This window comes from Achromobacter sp. (assembly GCF_057314935.1).
In genome coordinates, this window is the sequence record NZ_DBHKZA010000025.1 from 22,341 (window position 1) to 39,794 (window position 17,454).

Consider the following 17,454-nt stretch of genomic DNA (forward strand, 5'->3'; position numbering starts at 1 on the left):
ATACATTGGGAGGCTTAGCCGGACTGGCCGGCGGTCTTCCTCTATACGCTTTCGATGACTTCCTACGCGTTTCGCCTGCTCAACGTTTTTGCCTCCACCACCTTCAGCGGCAACCAGCTTTGCGTGTTCGAAGACGCGCGCGGCATGGACGACGCCACCATGCTGAACCTGGCGGCGCAATTCAATCTTTCCGAAACCACCTTCATCCTGCCGTCCGACTGCGCGGATGCGCGCGTGCGCATCTTCACGCCCGGCTACGAAATGAAGTTCGCCGGCCATCCCACCATCGGCACCTCGCAAGTGGTGCGCGACCTGCGCCAGACCGGCGACGCGTTGACGCTCGAGTTCAAGGCGGGCGTGGTGCCGGTCGTGGCCAGCGGCGATGCCTGGACCTTCACTGCGCCGTGCCCCGATGGCGTGCGCACGGCGCCCCCGGAGCTGGACCGCGCCGAGATCGCGGGCCTGGTCGGGCTGGATGCCGATGACCTGCTGGGCGACCCGATCTGGGTGGATACCGGCGCGGACCAATTGCTGGTGCCGTTGGCCAGCGTCGAGGCCGTGCGCCGCGCGGCGCCGGATGCCTCCCAGCTCCACCGCTGGCAGACCAGCAGCCTGGGCCGCAAAACGCTGTACGTGTTCGCCTTCGACGAAGGCAATGTGCAGGACGCGCGCCAGGTGGTGGTGGCCCGCTACTTCTTCGCCAAGGCGGGCGGCGGCGTCGACGAGGATGCGGGCACCGGGTCGGCATGCGCGAACCTGGGCGGCTGGCTGATCCACAACAAGCATGCGTTGCCTGCCAGCATCCTGGTCCAGCAGGGAGATCAGATGGGCCGGCCATGCCGTCTGTTTTTGGACGTGCAGGCCGACGGCCGCATCCAGGTGGGCGGCCGCGCGCTGGAGATCGGCAGGGGCTCGATCAGCCTCTAAGGTATTGCGGGGCGTGCCGCATCGGCGCGCCGGTGCGGCGGCAACCGATCCGATTCTCCGATGCGGCACGCCCGGAAAACCGCGCGCCCAAACGAAAGCGGCGCCTGTGAGTCACAGGCGCCGCGGGCTCTCTAGGCCTCAGTCGGAAACGGTATCGGCGTTACTTCTTGTTCTTGGCCGGGTCGACCTTGATGTTGTTCATGACCTGCTTGACGCCTTCCACGCCGCGGGCCACGGTGGCAGCGTGATCGGCTTCGGCGGCAGTGCCCACCGAACCCGTCAGCGTGGCCACGCCGTTGTTGGTTTCCACGGCGATATCCAGGGCGCTCAGTTGCTTGTCGGCGACGATGGCGGCCTTGACCTTGGTGGTCACGGTCGCATCCGATGCGTATTCACCCACGGATTGCTTGGGCTTGCCGTCATCGGCCGCAAAAGCCATGGAAGTGAAGACGGCGCCAGTTCCCAGTGCAGCAGCGGCGATCAGCTTACGAAGTTCCATAGTTGTGCTCCTTTAATATCTAGTGTTCGGCGCGTCGTCCTGGACGACGCGGACTTGCAAAACTCTTGGGGGTACGCGTTTTATCAACGTGTCCTATTTTTTCCGAAGGGCGCCGCTCAGGATGGACAAGAGCGCCAGCACCAGGAAGACGAAGAACAGGACCTTGGCGATACCCGCAGCCCCGGCGGCAATGCCGCCGAAGCCGAGAACCGCCGCGATGATCGCGATGACGAAGAAAACAACGGCGTAGTGCAACATGTCAGCTTCTCCAGTGGTTTCGACCGATCAAGGCGGGTTGGGAATTCAGGGATTGCGGTCGAAGAAATCCCGGACTTCCTTCTGGGCTTCATCCTTCGTCTTGCCGTAGCGCTCCTGGATCAAGCCAGCCAGGCGTTCGGCGTTGCCTTCGGTACGGGTCAACTCGTCGTCGGTGAGTTCACCCCAGGCCGCTTTGGCCTTGCCGGTCAGTTGCTTCCACTTGCCGGCGATGATGTCGTTATTCATGGTGACCTCTCTCTGTCTGCTTGCGACACAAGGCTTATGGCCTATAAGTCCTGCAATCGCGGTTGAGTTGGACACTGATCAGCTAGCCCCTACCGTACGAGCCCGGCGGCAGCCCTGTCAAACCTTGCTGTGGGTAAATGTAACGGCGCAAAGCGCGATATCCGCGACGTTTTCAGACGGGGCGGGCCGGCAGGTTCACCCTGCGCAGGAGTTACATTTCCGCAATGTTTTGTCCCCTTTTGATCGGGGCTGGTAACGGGAGTTGCTGGGGTTTCGGCGCGTGGCCGTGCTGGCTGTCGCGCATGCGCCCCGGTATAGTCGTGACGGAACCCGCCTTGCGGTTCACCAACAGGGAAGGGAGAGGGGCAGGTATGACGCAACGACTTTGCAGCGCTATCTTGTTGACGCTGGCCGCCATGGCGGCCGTGGGGTGCACCCACGTGACGGACCGGTATCAGGCGTCGGCGCCTGTGGAGGCCTCCCGCGGCTGATGCGGGGCAGGGCATGGCGGTAAAAAAAACGGGGCGCCAGAGCGCCCCGTTTTGCATTGCCGCGGCAGCGGCGGACAGCGGTTGGCTCAGCCCTCGGCGATGCGGCGGGCGATGTGGTCCAGCGCCTCTTCCACCTGGTCGACCAGGATCAGGCACAGGTCGCCGGGCGCCAGGCGCGCGAGCGCCGTGTCGATGGCCAGGAACTCGCCGTGGATCTCTTCGATGTGCGTCGTGCGCGGCGCGCCGACCAGGCCTTCCTGCAACAGCGCCAGCACTTCGCCGTCGGCGCGCCCGCGTTGGCATTGGTCCTGATACAGCAGCACATCGTCGAACGCGGCGCCGAGGATCTCGGTCTGCATGCGGATGTCTTCATCGCGGCGGTCGCCCGCCCCGCTGATGACGACCGAACGCCGCTTGGCGGGCATGGCGTCCACCGCGCGCACCAGGGCCAGGATCGCGTCGGGATTGTGGCCGTAGTCCGCGATCACCGTGGCGCCGCGATGCTCGAACACATTGAAGCGGCCGGGTGCCGTCTGGGCATCGTTCACGAACGTGGCCAGGCCGCGGCGGATGATGTCCCAGTCCAGGTCCAGCGCCCAGGCCGCGGCGATCGAGGCCATGGCGTTCTCTACCTGGAACGTGATCGTGCCGTTGCGCGTGAGCGGAATGTCGGCCAGCGGGAAGCGGACCTCTTCCGCGCCTTGCGCGGCAACGATCGCATCGCCGTCGCGGTACACCGAGCGCAGGCCTTGCGCGCGGTGCGTGGCCAACACGGGATGGTTGCGGTCTTCGGCGAAGTACGTGATCGTGCCCGGGCAGCTCGCGGCCATTTCGGCCACGATGGGGTCGGCGGCGTTCAGCACGGCGGTGCCCGTGGGATGCACGTGCTGCACGATGACGCGCTTGACCACGGCCAGGTCTTCCACCGTGCTGATGTAGCCCAGCCCCAGGTGGTCGCCCATGCCGATGTTGGTGACGATGGCCACGTTGCAGCGGTCGAAGGCCAGGCCTTCACGCAGGATGCCGCCACGCGCCGTCTCGAACACCGCGGCGTCCACGTCGGGGTGCATGAGCACGCTGCGCGCGCTGCGCGGGCCGCTGCAGTCGCCGGTATCGATACGCAGGTTGTCGACGTAGACGCCGTCGGAATTCGTCATGCCGACGCGGTTGCCGGCCGCGCCCAGCAGGTGGGCGGTCAGGCGCACCGTGGTGGTCTTGCCGTTGGTGCCGGCAACCGCCACGACCGGAATGCGGCCGTCGTCGCCGTCGGCATACATGTTGGCGATGATGGCCTCGCCCACCGCGCGGCCCTTGCCGAACGACGGGTTCAGGTGCATGCGCAGGCCGGGCGCGGCGTTGACTTCCACCACGCCGCCGTGCTGGTCTTCCAGCGGGTAATGCACGCTTTCCGCGACGACGTCCACGCCGCAGATGTCCAGGCCGATCATGCGGGCCGCCGACACGGCGCGCGCCGCCATTTCAGGATGCACTTCGTCGGTCACGTCGGTGGCCGAGCCGCCGGTGCTGAGGTTGGCGTTGTTGCGCAGGAAGATCAGCGTGCCCAGGGGCGGCACCGAATCCGCGTCGAAGCCCTGCTTTTTCAGGGTGGCGAGCGCGATGTCGTCAAAGCGGATCTTGGTCAGCGAGGTGGCGTGCCCGTCGCCGCGCAGGGGGTCCGCATTGACCTGGTCCACCAGCTGGCGGATGGTCTGCTGCCCGTCGCCCGTGACTTGGGGCGGATCGCGGCGCGATGCCGCGACGAGCGCGCCGCCCACCACCAGCAGGCGGAAATCGTGGCCCGGGATGTAGCGTTCGACGATGACTTCCGAGCTGACTTCCTCGGCCACTTCAAAGGCCTGGATGACGCGCTCGCGCGTTTCGATGTTCACCGCCACGCCGCGCCCCTGGCTGCCGTCGCGCGGCTTGACCACGACGGGGCCGCCCAGCTCCTGCGCCGCTTCCCAGGCTTCTTCCGCCGTGGTCACGGAACGGCCCATGGGCACCGGCACGCCGGCGGCGTCCAGCAGCATCTTGGTCAGGTCCTTGTCCTGCGCGATCGACTCCGAGATCGCGCTGGTCAGGTCGGTTTCGGCGGCCTGGATGCGGCGTTGCTTGCTGCCCCAGCCGAACTGCACCATGCTGCCCTGGGTCAGGCGGCGAAAGGGGATGTTGCGGGCGACGGCCGCATTCACGATGGCGCCCGTGCTGGGCCCCAGGCGCACGTCTTCGTCCAGTTCGCGCAGGCGCTTGAGCGCATCGGCAAATTCGAACGGGGTGTCGTCCAGCGCGGCGCGCACCAGCGCTTGCGCCAGCTCCATCGCCAGCTTGCCGACTTCCTCTTCGCTGTACTCCACCACCACCTGGAACACGCCGGGTTCGATGGTGGACGAGGTGCGGCCGAAGGTCACGGGGCAGCCGGCATGCGCCTGCATCGTCAGCGCCACGATCTGCAAGACGTGGGCGATCGACACGGCGCCTTGGTGGCCTTCCGGGCGCATCAGGCCGATCTGCGGCAACCGTGCGCGCAGCCGGGCTTCGAACTCGGGCAGATTGTCGATGGAGCACTCGGCGTCGGCGCAGGACACGATGGCCTCGATCGCGGTGTTCTTGCTCCACAGATTGGGGCCGCGCAGGGCTCGGATACGGGAAACTTCCATGGCAGGTATTCCTGTCAGTATTGTTGAATCCAGCGGCGGACCAGATCGATGGTCGGGCCGGAGAATGCTTCGTCGGATTGCAGCAGGGCGAAGTCGCCGGCCGCGATGCCGTTCAGCACGCTCTCGATGGCCTTGCCATGGTCGGGCTCGTCCTGGATGTCTTTCACGCGGCTGCCTTGCGACAGGCCCTGGCGCAGCAGCGCGCGCGCCTGCCCCTCGGGGCGCTTGCTGTTGACCGTCTTGTCGTCATAGAGCACGACGCGGTCGAAGGCGTCGCCCAGCAGGCGGCCTTGCTCGATCAGGTCCGCGTCGCGGCGGTCGGCGCCGGCGGAATAGACCGCGGCGCGGGTCGACGACGGGAACTGGTCGATGGCGGCGATCAGGGGGCGCAGCGCCGACGCGTTGTGCACGTCGTCCACCACCACCGTGCTGCCGTTGCGTTCGAACAGCGTGAATTGCCACGGCGCGTCGGCCTGGTCGATATCGAAGGTCTCGATGCCGGCGCGGATCAGTTCCACCGGAATGTCCAGCGCCCAGGCGGTGCCCACGGCGGCCAGCACGTTTTCAACCTGGAAGGCCACGCGGCCGCCATGCGTCAACGGGATCGCGGCCACGTCGGCCAGGCGTTCTTCGCGGGCGCCTTGCGCCAGGATGATGCTGCCGTCGCGCACGAACACGGCGCGGCCATCCTGCTGCAGGTGCGCGGCGATGGCGGGCAGGGCGGGGTCGATGCCGAAGAAGATCACGGCGCCGTCGCAGAGCTCGGCCATTTCCACCACGCGCGGATCGCGCGCGTTGAGCACGGCCGCGCCGGTGGGCAGGACCACGTCGACCTGCGTGCGGAACACATTGAACATGCGCTCCGTTTCGTTGATGTCGAAGTCGCCCAGGTGATCGGCGTCGTCGATGTTGGTGACCACGCCTACCTGGCAGCGGTCATAGGCCAGGCCCTGGCCCAGGATGACGCCGCTGTCGTTTTCGATGACGGCGGCATCCACGTTGCGGTTCATCAAGAGGCGGGTGCCCGACGCGAAGTCGGCGCGATCGCCCTTTTGCACCAGGCGGCGGTCCAGGTAGAGCCCTTCGCTGCAGGCCAGGCCGGTGCGCTTGCCGGACAGGTGCAGCAGGCGGGCCACCAGGCGCGCGACCACGGTCTTGCCGTTGGTGCCCGTGACGCCCACGATGGGGATGCGGCCCGCGTCCCCTTCGGGGAACAGGTGGTCGACGATGGCGCGGCCCACCGGGCGCGGCGTGCCGTCGGCCGGCTTCAGGTGCATCAGCAGGCCCGGGCCCGCGTTGACTTCCACGATGGCGCCGCGCTGTTCGTCCAGCGGGCGCGAGATGTCTTCGGCCACCAGGTCCACGCCGGCGATGTCCAGGCCCACCACGCGGGCGGCCAGCGTGACGGTGGCGGCGATGCTGGGGTGAACGCGGTCGGTCACGTCGAAGGCGACGTTGCCGCTGCGTTGCACCAGCACGCGTTGGCCGTCGTCCGGCACGCTGTCTTCGGACAGCCCCTGGCGCGCGATTTCCAGCCGGGCGGCGGAATCCAGGCGCACCGGATTCAGCGGATGGTTCTCCGTGCGGCCGCGGCGAGGGTCGGTGTTGATCTGGCTGTCGATCAGTTCGGTGATGGTCGACTTGCCGTCGCCCGTCACCCAGGCCAATTCGCCGGCGGCAGCCGCCACCATGCGGTTGCCGACCACCAGCAGGCGGTGTTCGTTGCCCAGCACGAAGCGCTCGACGATCACGCCGCTGCCTTCGTCGACCGCCACGCGGTAGGCGGAAACGACTTCGTCGCGGGTCGTCAGGTTGGTGAACACGCCCCGGCCATGGTTGCCGTCATAGGGCTTGACCACGACGGGCAGGCCGATGTCTTCGGCCGCTTCCCAAGCGTCGTCTTCGCTGCGCACCAGGCGGCCTTCCGGCACCGGCACGCCGCAGGTCGACAGCAGTTCCTTGGTCAGGTCCTTGTCGCGCGAGATGCCTTCGGCGATGGCGCTGGTGCGGTCGGTCTCGGCCGTCCAGATCCGGCGCTGGGCCGAGCCGTAGCCGAACTGCACGAGGTTGCCTTCGAACAGGCGAATGTAGGGGATGTCGCGGTCGTCGGCGGCATCCACGATGCAGGCCGTGCTGGGACCCAGGCAATGCTTGTCGACCAGGCTGCGCAGCCGGGCGATGGTGGCGGGCACGTCGAACGGTCGGTCTTCGATGGCGGCCATGACCAAGTCGCGCGCTTCGTTCAGGGCGGTGCGGGTGACTTGCTCCTGCCACGCGCGCACGACGACCTTGTACACGCCGCGGGTCGAGGTTTCCCGGGCTTTGCCGAAACCGCCGCGCAAGCCGGCCAGGTTCTGCAATTCCAGGGTGACATGTTCAAGAATGTGGCCAGGCCAGGTGCCTTCTTTCAAGCGGGCCAGGAAGCCGCCGCGGACACCGGGGCTGCAACGGTGCTCGATCAGGGTGGGCAGCCATTCTGAAAGGCGCTCGTAGAACCCGGGAATGGTGTTGGACGGAAAGTCCTCCAATTCACCAATATCCACCCATGCTTCAAGGACCGGGCGATACGTCCAAATGTTCGGGCCGCGCAAAGCCACGACATCGAGAAATTCAATGTCTTTCTTTTTCATGTTTTAATTTACTTGAGAAGCAGGTTGGCACGCGCGGACGCCCCTATGCAAGACCGCGAATTTATTGGCGAATTTATGGGGATGCGCCTTAAGAATAATGCCAACGAGTGGGGGATCCCAGATATTCCTAATTAGAAAAATCGGCTGATACTATACGACGCCTTCAAGGCGTGAACTCGTTGTGTTGTAAGGAAGGGACACGTTTGCCGCCGTGGGTGGCAAACCGGTTGCCGCCTAGTAGGGCAGAGTCCTGGCCCGGTATGCGTTCCAATGAAAAAACCACACCTGCTTTCCGGCCTTGCCGATGCCTTTCCTGCCCGCTGGCGGGACGAAATCCGCGCTGAATTAGCGGAAGACGAAAGCCTGCTCGCCTGGGTTGAAATAGACCTGGATCAGCGGCTGAAGTTCCATCCCGGGCTGGTCGCCGCGACCGACCGGCGCCTCTTGGCCCGCAATGCCGACGATACCGGTTGGGAATCGTGGGTCTATGGCCCCCAATTAACGCTGAACCTGAGCGACCACGCCGGCGCCGCCGTGCTGGAACTGCACGACGACACGGCCCGCCTGGCGGTCTGGCGTTTCACGCTGGCCCGCAATCCCGCCGCCTTGCGCCTCTTGGCCCAGTTTGAAGGGCAGCAGGCGATCCGCCTGTCCGGCCATCAGGAAGAAGCGCGCGCTGAACGCACCTGCACCAACTGTAATAACGTTATTCCCGCGGACGAGGAAGAATGCCCTGCCTGCCACCAGGAGCAGGCGGCGCCGTCCACCACCTGGGCGCTCCTGCGCCTGTGGCGCTTCGCCCGCCCGTACCGTGGTCCGCTGCTGGCCGGCTTCATCCTGACGCTGCTGGGCACGGCCGCCACCCTGGTGCCGCCGTACCTGACCATGCCGCTGATGGACGATGTGCTGATCCCGTTCCAGAACGGCGCGCCCATCGACTACAGCCTGGTCCGGCTTTACCTGGGCGGCCTGCTGGCGTCCGCTTTCCTGGCCTGGGGGCTGGGGTGGGCCCGCACCTATATCCTGGCTTGGGTCAGCGAACGCATCGGCGCCGACTTGCGCACGACCACCTATGAGCATTTGCAGCAGCTGTCGCTGGAGTATTTCGGCGGCAAGCGCACGGGCGACCTGATTTCGCGCATCGGCAGCGAAACCGACCGCATCTGCGTGTTCCTGTCGCTGCACCTGCTGGATTTCGCCAACGACATCCTGATGATCGTCATGACGGCGGTGATCCTGGTGTCCATCAACCCGTGGCTGGCATTGGTTACGCTGGTGCCGCTGCCGTTCATCATCTGGATGATCCACGCGGTGCGCGACCGCCTGCGCCATGGTTTTGAAAAGGTCGACCGCATCTGGTCCGAGATCACCAACGTGCTGGCCGACACCATCCCGGGCATCCGCGTGGTGAAGGCGTTCGCCCAGGAAAAGCGCGAAGTGGCGCGTTTCCGCGAAGCCAACAACCGCAACCTGGAAGTCAACGACCGCGTGAACACGACCTGGTCGCTGTTTTCGCCCACCGTCACGCTGCTGACCGAGGTGGGCCTGCTGGTCGTGTGGATCTTCGGCATCTGGCAGGTCTCGCAAAAGCAGATCACGGTGGGCGTGCTGGCCGCGTTCCTGGCGTATATCGGGCGCTTCTACATGCGCCTGGATTCGATGAGCCGCATCGTCTCGGTCACGCAGAAGGCGGCGGCCGGCGCCAAGCGCATCTTCGACATTCTGGATCACGTGTCCAGCGTGCCGGAACCCCAGAATCCGGCCAAGCTGCCGCATATCAACGGCCGCATCGAATTGCGCGACGTGGGCTTTCGCTACGGCAACCGCCAAGTCATCCGCGGGTTGGACCTGACCATCGCCCCGGGCGAAATGATCGGCCTGGTGGGGCACAGCGGTTCCGGCAAGAGCACGCTGATCAACCTGATCTGCCGTTTCTACGACGTGTCCGAAGGCGCGGTGCTGGTGGACGGCGCGGATATCCGTTCGGTGCGCGTGGCGGATTACCGCCGCAACATCGGGCTGGTGCTGCAGGAGCCGTTCCTGTTCTTTGGCACCATTGCCGAGAACATCGCCTACGGCAAGCCCGAAGCCACCCGCGACGAGATCGTGGCGGCGGCCCGGGCGGCGCATGCGCACGAGTTCATCCTGCGCCTGCCCCACGGTTATGACTCGCTGGTGGGCGAACGCGGGCAGGCGCTGTCTGGCGGCGAACGCCAGCGCATTTCCATCGCACGCGCCTTGCTGATCGATCCGCGCATCCTGATCCTGGACGAAGCCACGTCGTCGGTGGACACCACCACGGAAAAGGAAATCCAGAAGGCGTTGGATAATCTGGTGCGCGGCCGCACCACGATCGCCATCGCCCACCGCCTGAGCACGCTGCGCAAGGCCGACCGCCTGGTCGTGCTGGACCGCGGCCAGATCGTCGAGCAGGGGCCGCACGAAGAGTTGATGGCCCGCGAGGGCGCCTACTATCGCCTCTACCAGGCGCAGGCGCGCCAGGCGGAAGCCGACGCGCAGGCGTCGGGCAGCGAAGACATGGCCGCCGTGGCCTGACGCGGAACCGGGATTATCGTCATGACGTTGCCGTCTTTTCAGCTGCGCCGCAACGCCTTCGGGCGCCTTGAATACCAATCCGCCGACGGCGAAACGCACGAAGGGGTCATCCCTGTGCGCGCGTTTCCGATCAGCGAAGCAGGCCGAGGCCTGTCGCTGGTGACCAGCGACGGCCACGAACTGGTGTGGATCGAACACCTGTCCGACGTGCCCGACGGGCCCCGTGCGCTGATCGAAGAAGAACTGGCGGGCCGCGAGTTCATGCCCGAGATCCGCAAGCTGGCCAGCGTGTCGACCTACGCCACGCCCAGCACCTGGAAGGTGGAGACGGATCGCGGCCCCACGTCCTTCGTGCTGCGCGGCGAAGAAGACATCCGGCGGCTCAGCCCGCAGACGCTGCTGATCGCCGACAGCCACGGCATTTTCTATCTGGTGCGGGACATCCTGTCGCTGGACAAGCACAGCCGCAAGCTGCTCGACCGCTTCCTGTAAGCCGCCAGGCTAGTTACTGCGCTTGAACGGCGTGTGGCCTTCCAGTTCGCCCAGGTAGTCCGTCACGGCCGAGGTCTCTTCATCCAGGAAGTTCTGGATCGCCTCGGCGAATCCGGGGTGGGCGACCCAATGCGCCGACCATGTCGGCGTGGGCAGCAGCCCGCGCGCCATCTTGTGTTCGCCCTGCGCGCCGCCTTCGAAGCGGGCGATGCCATGCGCGATGCAGTACGCGATGGACTGCATGTAGCAGGTCTCGAAATGCAGTCCCGGCACGTATTCCGTCGCGCCCCAATAGCGGCCATAGAGCGCGTCGCCGCCCGCCAGGTTCAACGCCGCGGCTACCGGTTCGCCGTGGCGTTCGGCCAGGATCAGCACGAAGGCCTCGGGTTGCTCGCGGTGCGCGCGCACGAAGAAATCGCGATTCAGATAGGGCGGGTTGCCGTGCTGGAAATAGGTGCGGCAATAGCAGTCATAGAAAAACCCCAGCTCGGCGTCGCCGATCTCGCCGCCGCGCAGCCAGCGGTACGACAGGCCGGCTGCCGCGACCTTTTTCCGGTCTTGCCGGATCTTCTTGCGCTTGTCGTGGCTCATCAGCGCCAGGAACGCGTCGAAGTCCGCATAGCCGGAATTGGTCCAATGGAACTGCACGCTTTCGCGGATCATGAAGCCCGCGTCGCGCAGCACCCGCATGTCGGCATCGGACGGGAACAGCAGATGCAGCGACGATACCTTGATCTCTTCGGCGAAGGCGACCAGGCCGCGCACCAGCGTGGCCCGATCTTCGTCGTTGGCCGCCAGCAGGCGCGGCCCTGTCACCGGGGTGTAGGGAATGGCCGACAGCAGCTTGGGGTAGTAGCGCATGCCATGGCGCTGGAAGGCGTCGGCCCAGGCGTAGTCGAACACGTATTCGCCGCGCGAATGCGATTTCAGGTAGAGCGGCGTCGCTGCCGCCAGCGCGTCGCCGCGCCAGAACGCCAGGTAATGGGGGGCCCAACCGGTGCCGGGGGACGCGCAGCCGGTCTCGTGCAGCGCGCGCAGGAAGGCGTGTCGCAGAAAGGGCTGGTCGCCGGCCAGCGCGTCCCATTGCTGGGCGTCGATGCGGGACAGGTCGGTCTCAATGGTCAGGCGCAGGGAATCCATCCGTGAATGATAAAGTCATCGCCAACGCACGGTATTGAAACCGTGGGTTTTTTCAGGGTTTGACGCGGCGCTTCGGCGCTTGGGGTTTGCAATCATCATGGACAGCAACACGATCCTTTCCGCACAGGTGAAAGCAGGTACGGGCTGCCTGCGCGGGCAGGCGCTGGCGGCCCTGGCCGCCGCGGCGTGGCCCGAGAAAATGGCGGCGGTGCGCGCCATCGCCGATAGCGCGACGCTCGACCGCGCGCGGGAGTTCGCGGCGCCTGCCGGTTTACCCGGGCGTCCGCCGCGCCCGGAACTGGTGGCGCCCGCGCAGGTCAAGCACCGTTCCATGGCCACCCAGGAAGGACGCGCGGCGCTCCTGCACGCCCTTGCCCACATCGAATTCAATGCGGTCAACCTGGCGCTGGACATTCTCTGGCGCTTTGCCGGCATGCCCGAAGCCTTCTACCGGGATTGGCTGCGCGTCGCCCGGGAAGAGGCCTACCACTTCGACCTGCTGCGACAGCGGCTGGCCGCGCTGGGCGTCGCGTACGGCGATTTTCCCGCGCACAACGGCCTGTGGGACATGGCCGAGCGGACGCGTAGCGACCTGCTGGCGCGGCTGGCGCTGGTGCCGCGCACGCTGGAGGCGCGCGGCCTGGACGCCTCGCCCATGATCCGCAACAAGCTGGCCGGGGCGGGGGACGCGGAAAGCGCGGCCATCGTCGACATCATCTTGCGCGACGAGATCGGCCACGTCGCCATCGGCAACCACTGGTTCAAGCTGCTGTGCGCGCAAGCGGGCCAGGAACCGGTGGCCTGCTATGCCGAATTGGCGCAGCGATACGATGCGCCTCGCTTGCGCGGCCCCTTCAACCTGGAGGCGCGCCGCGCCGCAGGCTTCGATGACGACGAACTTGCCGCGCTGATGGCGGGCTGACGGGACCGGTCCCCTCTTGCGTGACTCGCGCCGCTTACCCCAAGGAACCCCAAGCATGAAGACCCTATTGGCCACCGCGCTCTCCGGCGCCGCCCTGACCCTGCTGGCAGGCACCGCGCCGACGGCGCAGGCCGCGGAACCCTTTGCCGCCTGCCTGTCGCAATTGCGCGGCCCAGCGCTCAAGGCGGGCGTGTCGGGCACCACTTTCGACACGCATACGGCCGGACTCGCGCCCGACATGGCCGTGATCGACCTGCTGGACGCGCAACCGGAATTCAAGACGCCGATCTGGGACTACATGGCAGGACTGGTCGACGACGAGCGCGTGGCGGACGGGCAGGCCGGCATGGCCCGCTGGCAGTCCGAGCTGGACCGCGCCGCGTCGCGCTATGGCGTGGACCCGGCGACCATCGCAGCCGTGTGGGGCGTGGAAAGCAATTTCGGCCGCACGCTGGGCGGCCGGCCGTTGCTGACGTCGTTGTCCACGCTGTCCTGCTTCGGCCGCCGGCAGGCTTATTTCCGCGGCGAATTCTTCGCCACCCTGAAGATCATCCAGGACGAGCACATCGCCCCCGACCGGCTGGTGGGTTCGTGGGCCGGCGCGTTCGGCCAGACCCAGTTCATGCCGTCCACGTATCTGCGGCTGGCCGTGGATTTCGATGGCGACGGCCGCCGCGACCTGGTCGACAGCGTGCCTGACGCGCTGGCGTCCACCGCCAATTTCCTCAAGCGCGCGGGCTGGAATCCCGCGCTGGCGTGGGGCTACGAGGTCAAGCTTCCCGCCGGCATCGACACGGCGGGGGCGGGGCGCAAGAACAAGCGCCCGATGTCGTCCTGGGCCCGGCAAGGCGTGAGTCGGGTGGACGGGCAGGCTCTGCCGGCCGGCGACGTGCCGGCCGGCCTGCTGCTTCCGGCGGGGCGCAATGGCCCGGCCTTCCTGGTGACGCGCAATTTCGACGCGCTGTATTCCTACAACGCGGCGGAAAGCTACGCGCTGGCCATTGCCCATTTGTCCGACCGGCTGCGCGGCGGCGGTCCGCTGGTGCAAGCCTGGCCGACCGATGACCCGGGTCTGTCGCGGGCGGAGCGGCGCGAGCTGCAACGCCTGTTGATTGCCAAAGGCTATGACGTGGGCGAACCCGATGGCATGATCGGCGCCCGCACGCGCCAGGCCTTGCAGGCGGCGCAGCGGGAATTGGGCCTGCCGGCTGACGGCCGCGCGGGGCAGAAGGCGCTGAAGGCGTTGAAGGCGTCGGCGGCAGCCAAGACGTCGGGCTGACCTGCCGCGATTTACAAGTTTTGCAAAGATCCGGCCCCAGGTAACGGGGCTGACATGCGTTGCGCCCGCAGCGGCCCTATACTGGTTTTCCGACTTTTCAGGAGCATTGCGATGAGTCTGTTGGATACCTTGGCCTCGATGGCCGGCGGCGGTCAGCAAGGGGGCTCGGCGTCGCTGCTGCCCGCGCTGATCGAGCAATTGAACAAATATCCGGGCGGCCTGAGCGGCCTGATCGCGAGCTTCCAGCAGGGCGGCTTGAGCGAGATCGTCGCATCATGGGTGGGCACGGGGCAGAACCTGCCCGTCAGCGCCGACCAGCTCGGTTCCGTGCTGGACCCCGGCGTCGTCAATGAGCTGGCCGCCAAGACCGGCCAGGACACCGACTCCGTGCTGGGTTCGCTGTCTTCGCTGCTGCCGCAGCTGGTGGACAAGGCCACGCCGGAAGGCGCGGTGCAACCGGGGCAGCAATTCAACCCGACCGATCTGCTGGCGTCGCTGTCCGGCCTGTTCGGCAACCGCGGCTGAAGGCGGCACGGGATTTTCGCCTGACACGCCGTCTGCTTGCATCCCCCTCCCGCCGGCGCCTCCTGCAGGCGCTGGCGCTTGGCGCGTTGGCGCCGTTGGCCGCTTGCGCCCCGCCGTTGTCGTTGAACGCCACGTTCCTGCAGCTGTGGCGTAGCCACCTGGACCTGAGCGCCGACGATTGGCGCGTGCGCCTGTCGGCCTACCGGCGGCTGGGGTGCCGCGAGATATTCCTGCAATGGGTCGGGCTGGAAGGCGGGCGGCCGGACGACTGGATGGTGCCCGACGCGGTGCTGCGCCTTATCTTCGATGAAGCCGAGCATCAGGGGCTGGGCGTGCACGTGGGCCTGCCCTACGACCAGCGCTGGTGGGACGTGCTGGCCGGCAAGGACAAGGCCGCCTTCACCGGCTATCTGGATCAGACGCGCTCGCGTGGCGTGGCCTACATGGAGTCGGCGCCGTGGCCCAAGCGCCGCGCATTCCGAGGCTGGTACCTGCCGTATGAGCTTGAGCAATACAACTGGGCGTCGGCCGAGCGCCAGGCGCAGTTGATTCCGTGGCTGGACGCGTTCTCGCGCACGGCGCAGGCCACCAGCCGGGGCGTGCCCTGCATATCCACCTATCACAGCCGCCTGCCCGGCGACGGCTCGCTGATGAAGCTGTGGCAAGGCATTCTCGACCAGGTGCGCATCCATCCGATGATCCAGGATGGCGTGGGCGTGGCCGGCCTGGCGAATTATCAGGCGCTGGCGCCGCTGCACGACATGCTGCTGGCGCGCCGCGCCTCGTTCGATCTGATCCTGGAATTGTTCGAGGAATTGCCGTCGGGCAGCACCGATGGGTCCACCTTCAAAGCGCGCTCGGCCGAGTTCAGCCGCGTGAAGGAACAATGGGAGGTGGCCCGCGGCTATGGCGCCAAGCGCGTCGTGGCGTTTGCGATCGACCCGTGGGTCATCGACGATACGCCCGAGGCGCGTGCGCTGATGCGCGCCTGGCTGGACGCGCGCGTCTGATTGCCCGTCAGTTGAAGCTGCGTCCGATGATCTCCAGCATCACTTCGCTGGTGCCTCCGAAAATGCGCAGCGCGCGCGCGTCGACCCAGGCGCGGCCGATGCCGTATTCCGCCATATAGCCGTAGCCGCCATACATTTGCAGCAGGTCGTCCAGCACGCGGCCCTGGATTTCGGTGGCGTTCAATTTGGCGATGGCGGCCGTCGTGGCATCCAGTTCGCCTTCCATCTGGCGCGCCAGGCAGTCGTCCAGGAACACGCGCAGCATGGTGGTTTGCGCGCGGGCATTGGCCAGCTTGAAGCGCGTGTTCTGATAGTCGATCACGCGGCGGCTGAATACTTTGCGGTCGCGGGTGTACTGCGCCGCTTCGTCCAGCATGCCTTCGACCGAGGCGGCGGCGCGCAAGGCGATCGCCAGCCGTTCGCGCGCCAGTTCGCGCGTCATGTATTCGAAGGCGGCGTTTTCCTGGCCCAGCAGGCAATCCGCCGGAACACGGACCTCGTCGAAGTACAGCTCGCAGGTGTCCTGGCTGTGCTGGCCGATCTTGTCCAGCGCCGCGCCTTTGGTATAGCCGGGCAGGTTCTCCTCGACGCAGAACAGCGACAGGCCGCGCGCGCCCTGGTCCGGATCGGTGCTGGCCAGCACGATGGCCAGGCCCGCGTTGACGCCATTGGTGATGAAGGTCTTCTGGCCGCTGAGCACATAGGCGTCGCCGTCGCGGCGCGCCCGCGTGCGGATGGCCTTCAGGTCGCTGCCGGCGCCGGGTTCCGTCAACGCGATGGCGCCGATCACTTCGCCGCGCGTCATCGGGGGCAGCCAGCGTTCCTTCTGGGCGTCGGTGCCGAAGTTCAGCAGATAGGGCGACACCATGTCGGAATGGATCGAAAAACCGATGCCCAGGAAGTTGGCATGGGCCAGTTCTTCGATGACGACGGTGGCGTGGCCGAAATCGCCGCCCAGGCCGTAGGGCTCGGGCAGGGCGCAGTTCAGCAGGCCTTCTTCGCCCGCGCGCCGCCACAGCGTGCGCGGAGTGATGCCGGCCTTTTCCCATTCGGCATAGTGGGGCGCGATCTCGTTGGCGACAAAGCGCCGGACCTGATCGCGGAACAGTTCATGGTCATCCCGGAAAACGCGGCGCATGACATCTCCTTAGCGGCTGTAGGGGTCCGTGGCGCTGACCTGGCCGCGCAACACCGGCGCGGCTGCGGTCCCGGTCAGGAACAGGCTGTAGTGGTCGCCCGGTTGCAAGGCTGGCAGGGACAGCGGGGGCGACGCGGCAGCGCCGCAGCCCGCCGCCAGCGTGGCGCTGACCGGGTTGATGGCGCGCGCGGCGGACGCGCCCGGCTTGACGTCCTGGAACAGCGCCGGGCCGGACGGGCTCACGCCCAATTGGCCGGCAGGGCAGTCGGCCGCCAGGTTGTAGAAGCGCAGTTCCGCCTTCAGCGCATCCTGCGTGCCGTTGCTGTCGTCGATGACCGCGAAGGTCAGCTTGCCGCCGCTGCGCTGGGGGATCAACGTGCTGAACGTATCGGGGGGCACTTGCAGGCTGGCTGCGGGCTTGCCGTCCACCAGCACGTTGAAGGACTGGTTTCCGCGGACGATGGCGTAGGTCGTGGCGGGCTTGGCCGCGCCGGATTCCTGCGCCGGTCCGTTGGCGATCTGCACGCGCAACGGGACGGCATCCGGATTCACGATGCGCACGAATGAGGATCCCGCGGGCGGACGGGCGGCGTAGAGCTGCGCGAAGGCGCCTTCGGCCGCCGCGTTGCCGGACAGCATGGCCAGCGCAAGGGCAAGCGCCGCATTTCGGTAAAGGAGGGGCAT

At 66.7% G+C, this 17,454-nt stretch carries 15 protein-coding genes; 7 read left to right on the plus strand and 8 right to left on the minus strand.

Features of this window, described 5'->3' with window-relative positions; translation table 11 throughout:
• The first annotated feature begins 54 nt into the window (after positions 1 to 54).
• The gene (locus ACO6D5_RS11650) at positions 55 to 927 is read left to right on the plus strand and encodes a PhzF family phenazine biosynthesis protein (RefSeq protein WP_485825471.1); all 873 of its coding nucleotides are present in this window, start codon (positions 55 to 57) and stop codon (positions 925 to 927) included.
• A gap of 160 nt (positions 928 to 1,087) precedes the next feature.
• Here the strand turns inward: ACO6D5_RS11650 and ACO6D5_RS11655 are convergent, their stop codons facing one another.
• The 5 genes from ACO6D5_RS11655 to cphA (ACO6D5_RS11675) all read right to left on the minus strand — a co-directional run bounded on the left by ACO6D5_RS11655 (position 1,088) and on the right by cphA (ACO6D5_RS11675) (position 7,708).
• A complete protein-coding gene (locus ACO6D5_RS11655) occupies positions 1,088 to 1,426 on the minus strand; it encodes a BON domain-containing protein (RefSeq protein ID WP_006222908.1) in 339 nt (112 codons plus the stop codon).
• A 93-nt stretch (positions 1,427 to 1,519) separates the two neighbouring features.
• Positions 1,520 to 1,684: a DUF1328 domain-containing protein gene (locus ACO6D5_RS11660; RefSeq protein WP_006222909.1), complete on the minus strand. Its 165-nt coding sequence runs from the start codon at positions 1,682 to 1,684 to the stop codon at positions 1,520 to 1,522.
• 45 nt (positions 1,685 to 1,729) lie between these two features.
• The gene (locus ACO6D5_RS11665; RefSeq protein ID WP_006218180.1) at positions 1,730 to 1,930 is read right to left on the minus strand and encodes a CsbD family protein; all 201 of its coding nucleotides are present in this window, start codon (positions 1,928 to 1,930) and stop codon (positions 1,730 to 1,732) included.
• Between the two features lie 577 nt (positions 1,931 to 2,507).
• A complete protein-coding gene (gene cphA / locus ACO6D5_RS11670) occupies positions 2,508 to 5,078 on the minus strand; it encodes a cyanophycin synthetase (RefSeq protein WP_485825472.1) in 2,571 nt (856 codons plus the stop codon).
• A gap of 14 nt (positions 5,079 to 5,092) precedes the next feature.
• Positions 5,093 to 7,708 carry a cyanophycin synthetase gene (cphA, locus tag ACO6D5_RS11675; RefSeq protein ID WP_485825473.1) on the minus strand — a complete coding sequence of 872 codons (2,616 nt, stop codon included), beginning with the start codon at positions 7,706 to 7,708 and terminating at the stop codon, positions 5,093 to 5,095.
• A 270-nt stretch (positions 7,709 to 7,978) separates the two neighbouring features.
• Between cphA (ACO6D5_RS11675) and ACO6D5_RS11680 the strand changes: the two genes are divergently transcribed.
• Together ACO6D5_RS11680 and ACO6D5_RS11685 are read left to right on the plus strand one after the other, a co-directional pair.
• Positions 7,979 to 10,264: a cyanophycin metabolism-associated ABC transporter gene (locus ACO6D5_RS11680; RefSeq protein ID WP_315845707.1), complete on the plus strand. Its 2,286-nt coding sequence runs from the start codon at positions 7,979 to 7,981 to the stop codon at positions 10,262 to 10,264.
• 21 nt (positions 10,265 to 10,285) lie between these two features.
• Positions 10,286 to 10,756 carry a cyanophycin metabolism-associated DUF1854 family protein gene (locus tag ACO6D5_RS11685; protein ID WP_315845708.1) on the plus strand — a complete coding sequence of 157 codons (471 nt, stop codon included), beginning with the start codon at positions 10,286 to 10,288 and terminating at the stop codon, positions 10,754 to 10,756.
• A 9-nt stretch (positions 10,757 to 10,765) separates the two neighbouring features.
• On the opposite strand, the gene ACO6D5_RS11690 is transcribed toward ACO6D5_RS11685, so the two are convergent.
• On the minus strand, positions 10,766 to 11,896 hold the full coding sequence (locus ACO6D5_RS11690; RefSeq protein ID WP_485825474.1) for a GNAT family N-acetyltransferase: 1,131 nt from the start codon (positions 11,894 to 11,896) through the stop codon (positions 10,766 to 10,768).
• Positions 11,897 to 11,993: 97 nt separating this feature from the next.
• On the opposite strand from ACO6D5_RS11690, the gene ACO6D5_RS11695 reads away from it, so the two are divergent.
• The 4 genes from ACO6D5_RS11695 to ACO6D5_RS11710 all read left to right on the plus strand — a co-directional run bounded on the left by ACO6D5_RS11695 (position 11,994) and on the right by ACO6D5_RS11710 (position 15,632).
• On the plus strand, positions 11,994 to 12,818 hold the full coding sequence (locus tag ACO6D5_RS11695) for a ferritin-like domain-containing protein (protein ID WP_485825475.1): 825 nt from the start codon (positions 11,994 to 11,996) through the stop codon (positions 12,816 to 12,818).
• A 55-nt stretch (positions 12,819 to 12,873) separates the two neighbouring features.
• On the plus strand, positions 12,874 to 14,097 hold the full coding sequence (locus ACO6D5_RS11700; RefSeq protein ID WP_485825476.1) for a lytic murein transglycosylase: 1,224 nt from the start codon (positions 12,874 to 12,876) through the stop codon (positions 14,095 to 14,097).
• Between the two features lie 111 nt (positions 14,098 to 14,208).
• A complete protein-coding gene (locus ACO6D5_RS11705; protein ID WP_315845712.1) occupies positions 14,209 to 14,622 on the plus strand; it encodes a YidB family protein in 414 nt (137 codons plus the stop codon).
• Positions 14,623 to 14,684: 62 nt separating this feature from the next.
• On the plus strand, positions 14,685 to 15,632 hold the full coding sequence (locus ACO6D5_RS11710) for a DUF4434 domain-containing protein (RefSeq protein WP_485825495.1): 948 nt from the start codon (positions 14,685 to 14,687) through the stop codon (positions 15,630 to 15,632).
• A gap of 7 nt (positions 15,633 to 15,639) precedes the next feature.
• Here the strand turns inward: ACO6D5_RS11710 and ACO6D5_RS11715 are convergent, their stop codons facing one another.
• Together ACO6D5_RS11715 and ACO6D5_RS11720 are read right to left on the minus strand one after the other, a co-directional pair.
• Complete coding sequence (locus ACO6D5_RS11715) at positions 15,640 to 16,770, minus strand: acyl-CoA dehydrogenase family protein (RefSeq protein WP_485825477.1); 1,131 nt, start codon at positions 16,768 to 16,770, stop codon at positions 15,640 to 15,642.
• A 9-nt stretch (positions 16,771 to 16,779) separates the two neighbouring features.
• Positions 16,780 to 17,454: an alginate O-acetyltransferase AlgF gene (locus tag ACO6D5_RS11720; RefSeq protein WP_485825478.1), complete on the minus strand. Its 675-nt coding sequence runs from the start codon at positions 17,452 to 17,454 to the stop codon at positions 16,780 to 16,782.

Bases quoted from the DNA above. Each gene is read 5' to 3' on its own strand.
- ACO6D5_RS11650 (WP_485825471.1), top strand. From the start codon at position 55: ATGACTTCCTACGCGTTTCGCCTGCTCAACGTTTTTGCCTCCACCACC.
- ACO6D5_RS11655 (WP_006222908.1), bottom strand. From the start codon at position 1,426: ATGGAACTTCGTAAGCTGATCGCCGCTGCTGCACTGGGAACTGGCGCC.
- ACO6D5_RS11660 (WP_006222909.1), bottom strand. From the start codon at position 1,684: ATGTTGCACTACGCCGTTGTTTTCTTCGTCATCGCGATCATCGCGGCG.
- ACO6D5_RS11665 (WP_006218180.1), bottom strand. From the start codon at position 1,930: ATGAATAACGACATCATCGCCGGCAAGTGGAAGCAACTGACCGGCAAG.
- cphA (WP_485825472.1), bottom strand. From the start codon at position 5,078: ATGGAAGTTTCCCGTATCCGAGCCCTGCGCGGCCCCAATCTGTGGAGC.
- cphA (WP_485825473.1), bottom strand. From the start codon at position 7,708: ATGAAAAAGAAAGACATTGAATTTCTCGATGTCGTGGCTTTGCGCGGC.
- ACO6D5_RS11680 (WP_315845707.1), top strand. From the start codon at position 7,979: ATGAAAAAACCACACCTGCTTTCCGGCCTTGCCGATGCCTTTCCTGCC.
- ACO6D5_RS11685 (WP_315845708.1), top strand. From the start codon at position 10,286: ATGACGTTGCCGTCTTTTCAGCTGCGCCGCAACGCCTTCGGGCGCCTT.
- ACO6D5_RS11690 (WP_485825474.1), bottom strand. From the start codon at position 11,896: ATGGATTCCCTGCGCCTGACCATTGAGACCGACCTGTCCCGCATCGAC.
- ACO6D5_RS11695 (WP_485825475.1), top strand. From the start codon at position 11,994: ATGGACAGCAACACGATCCTTTCCGCACAGGTGAAAGCAGGTACGGGC.
- ACO6D5_RS11700 (WP_485825476.1), top strand. From the start codon at position 12,874: ATGAAGACCCTATTGGCCACCGCGCTCTCCGGCGCCGCCCTGACCCTG.
- ACO6D5_RS11705 (WP_315845712.1), top strand. From the start codon at position 14,209: ATGAGTCTGTTGGATACCTTGGCCTCGATGGCCGGCGGCGGTCAGCAA.
- ACO6D5_RS11715 (WP_485825477.1), bottom strand. From the start codon at position 16,770: ATGCGCCGCGTTTTCCGGGATGACCATGAACTGTTCCGCGATCAGGTC.
- ACO6D5_RS11720 (WP_485825478.1), bottom strand. From the start codon at position 17,454: ATGCCCCTCCTTTACCGAAATGCGGCGCTTGCCCTTGCGCTGGCCATG.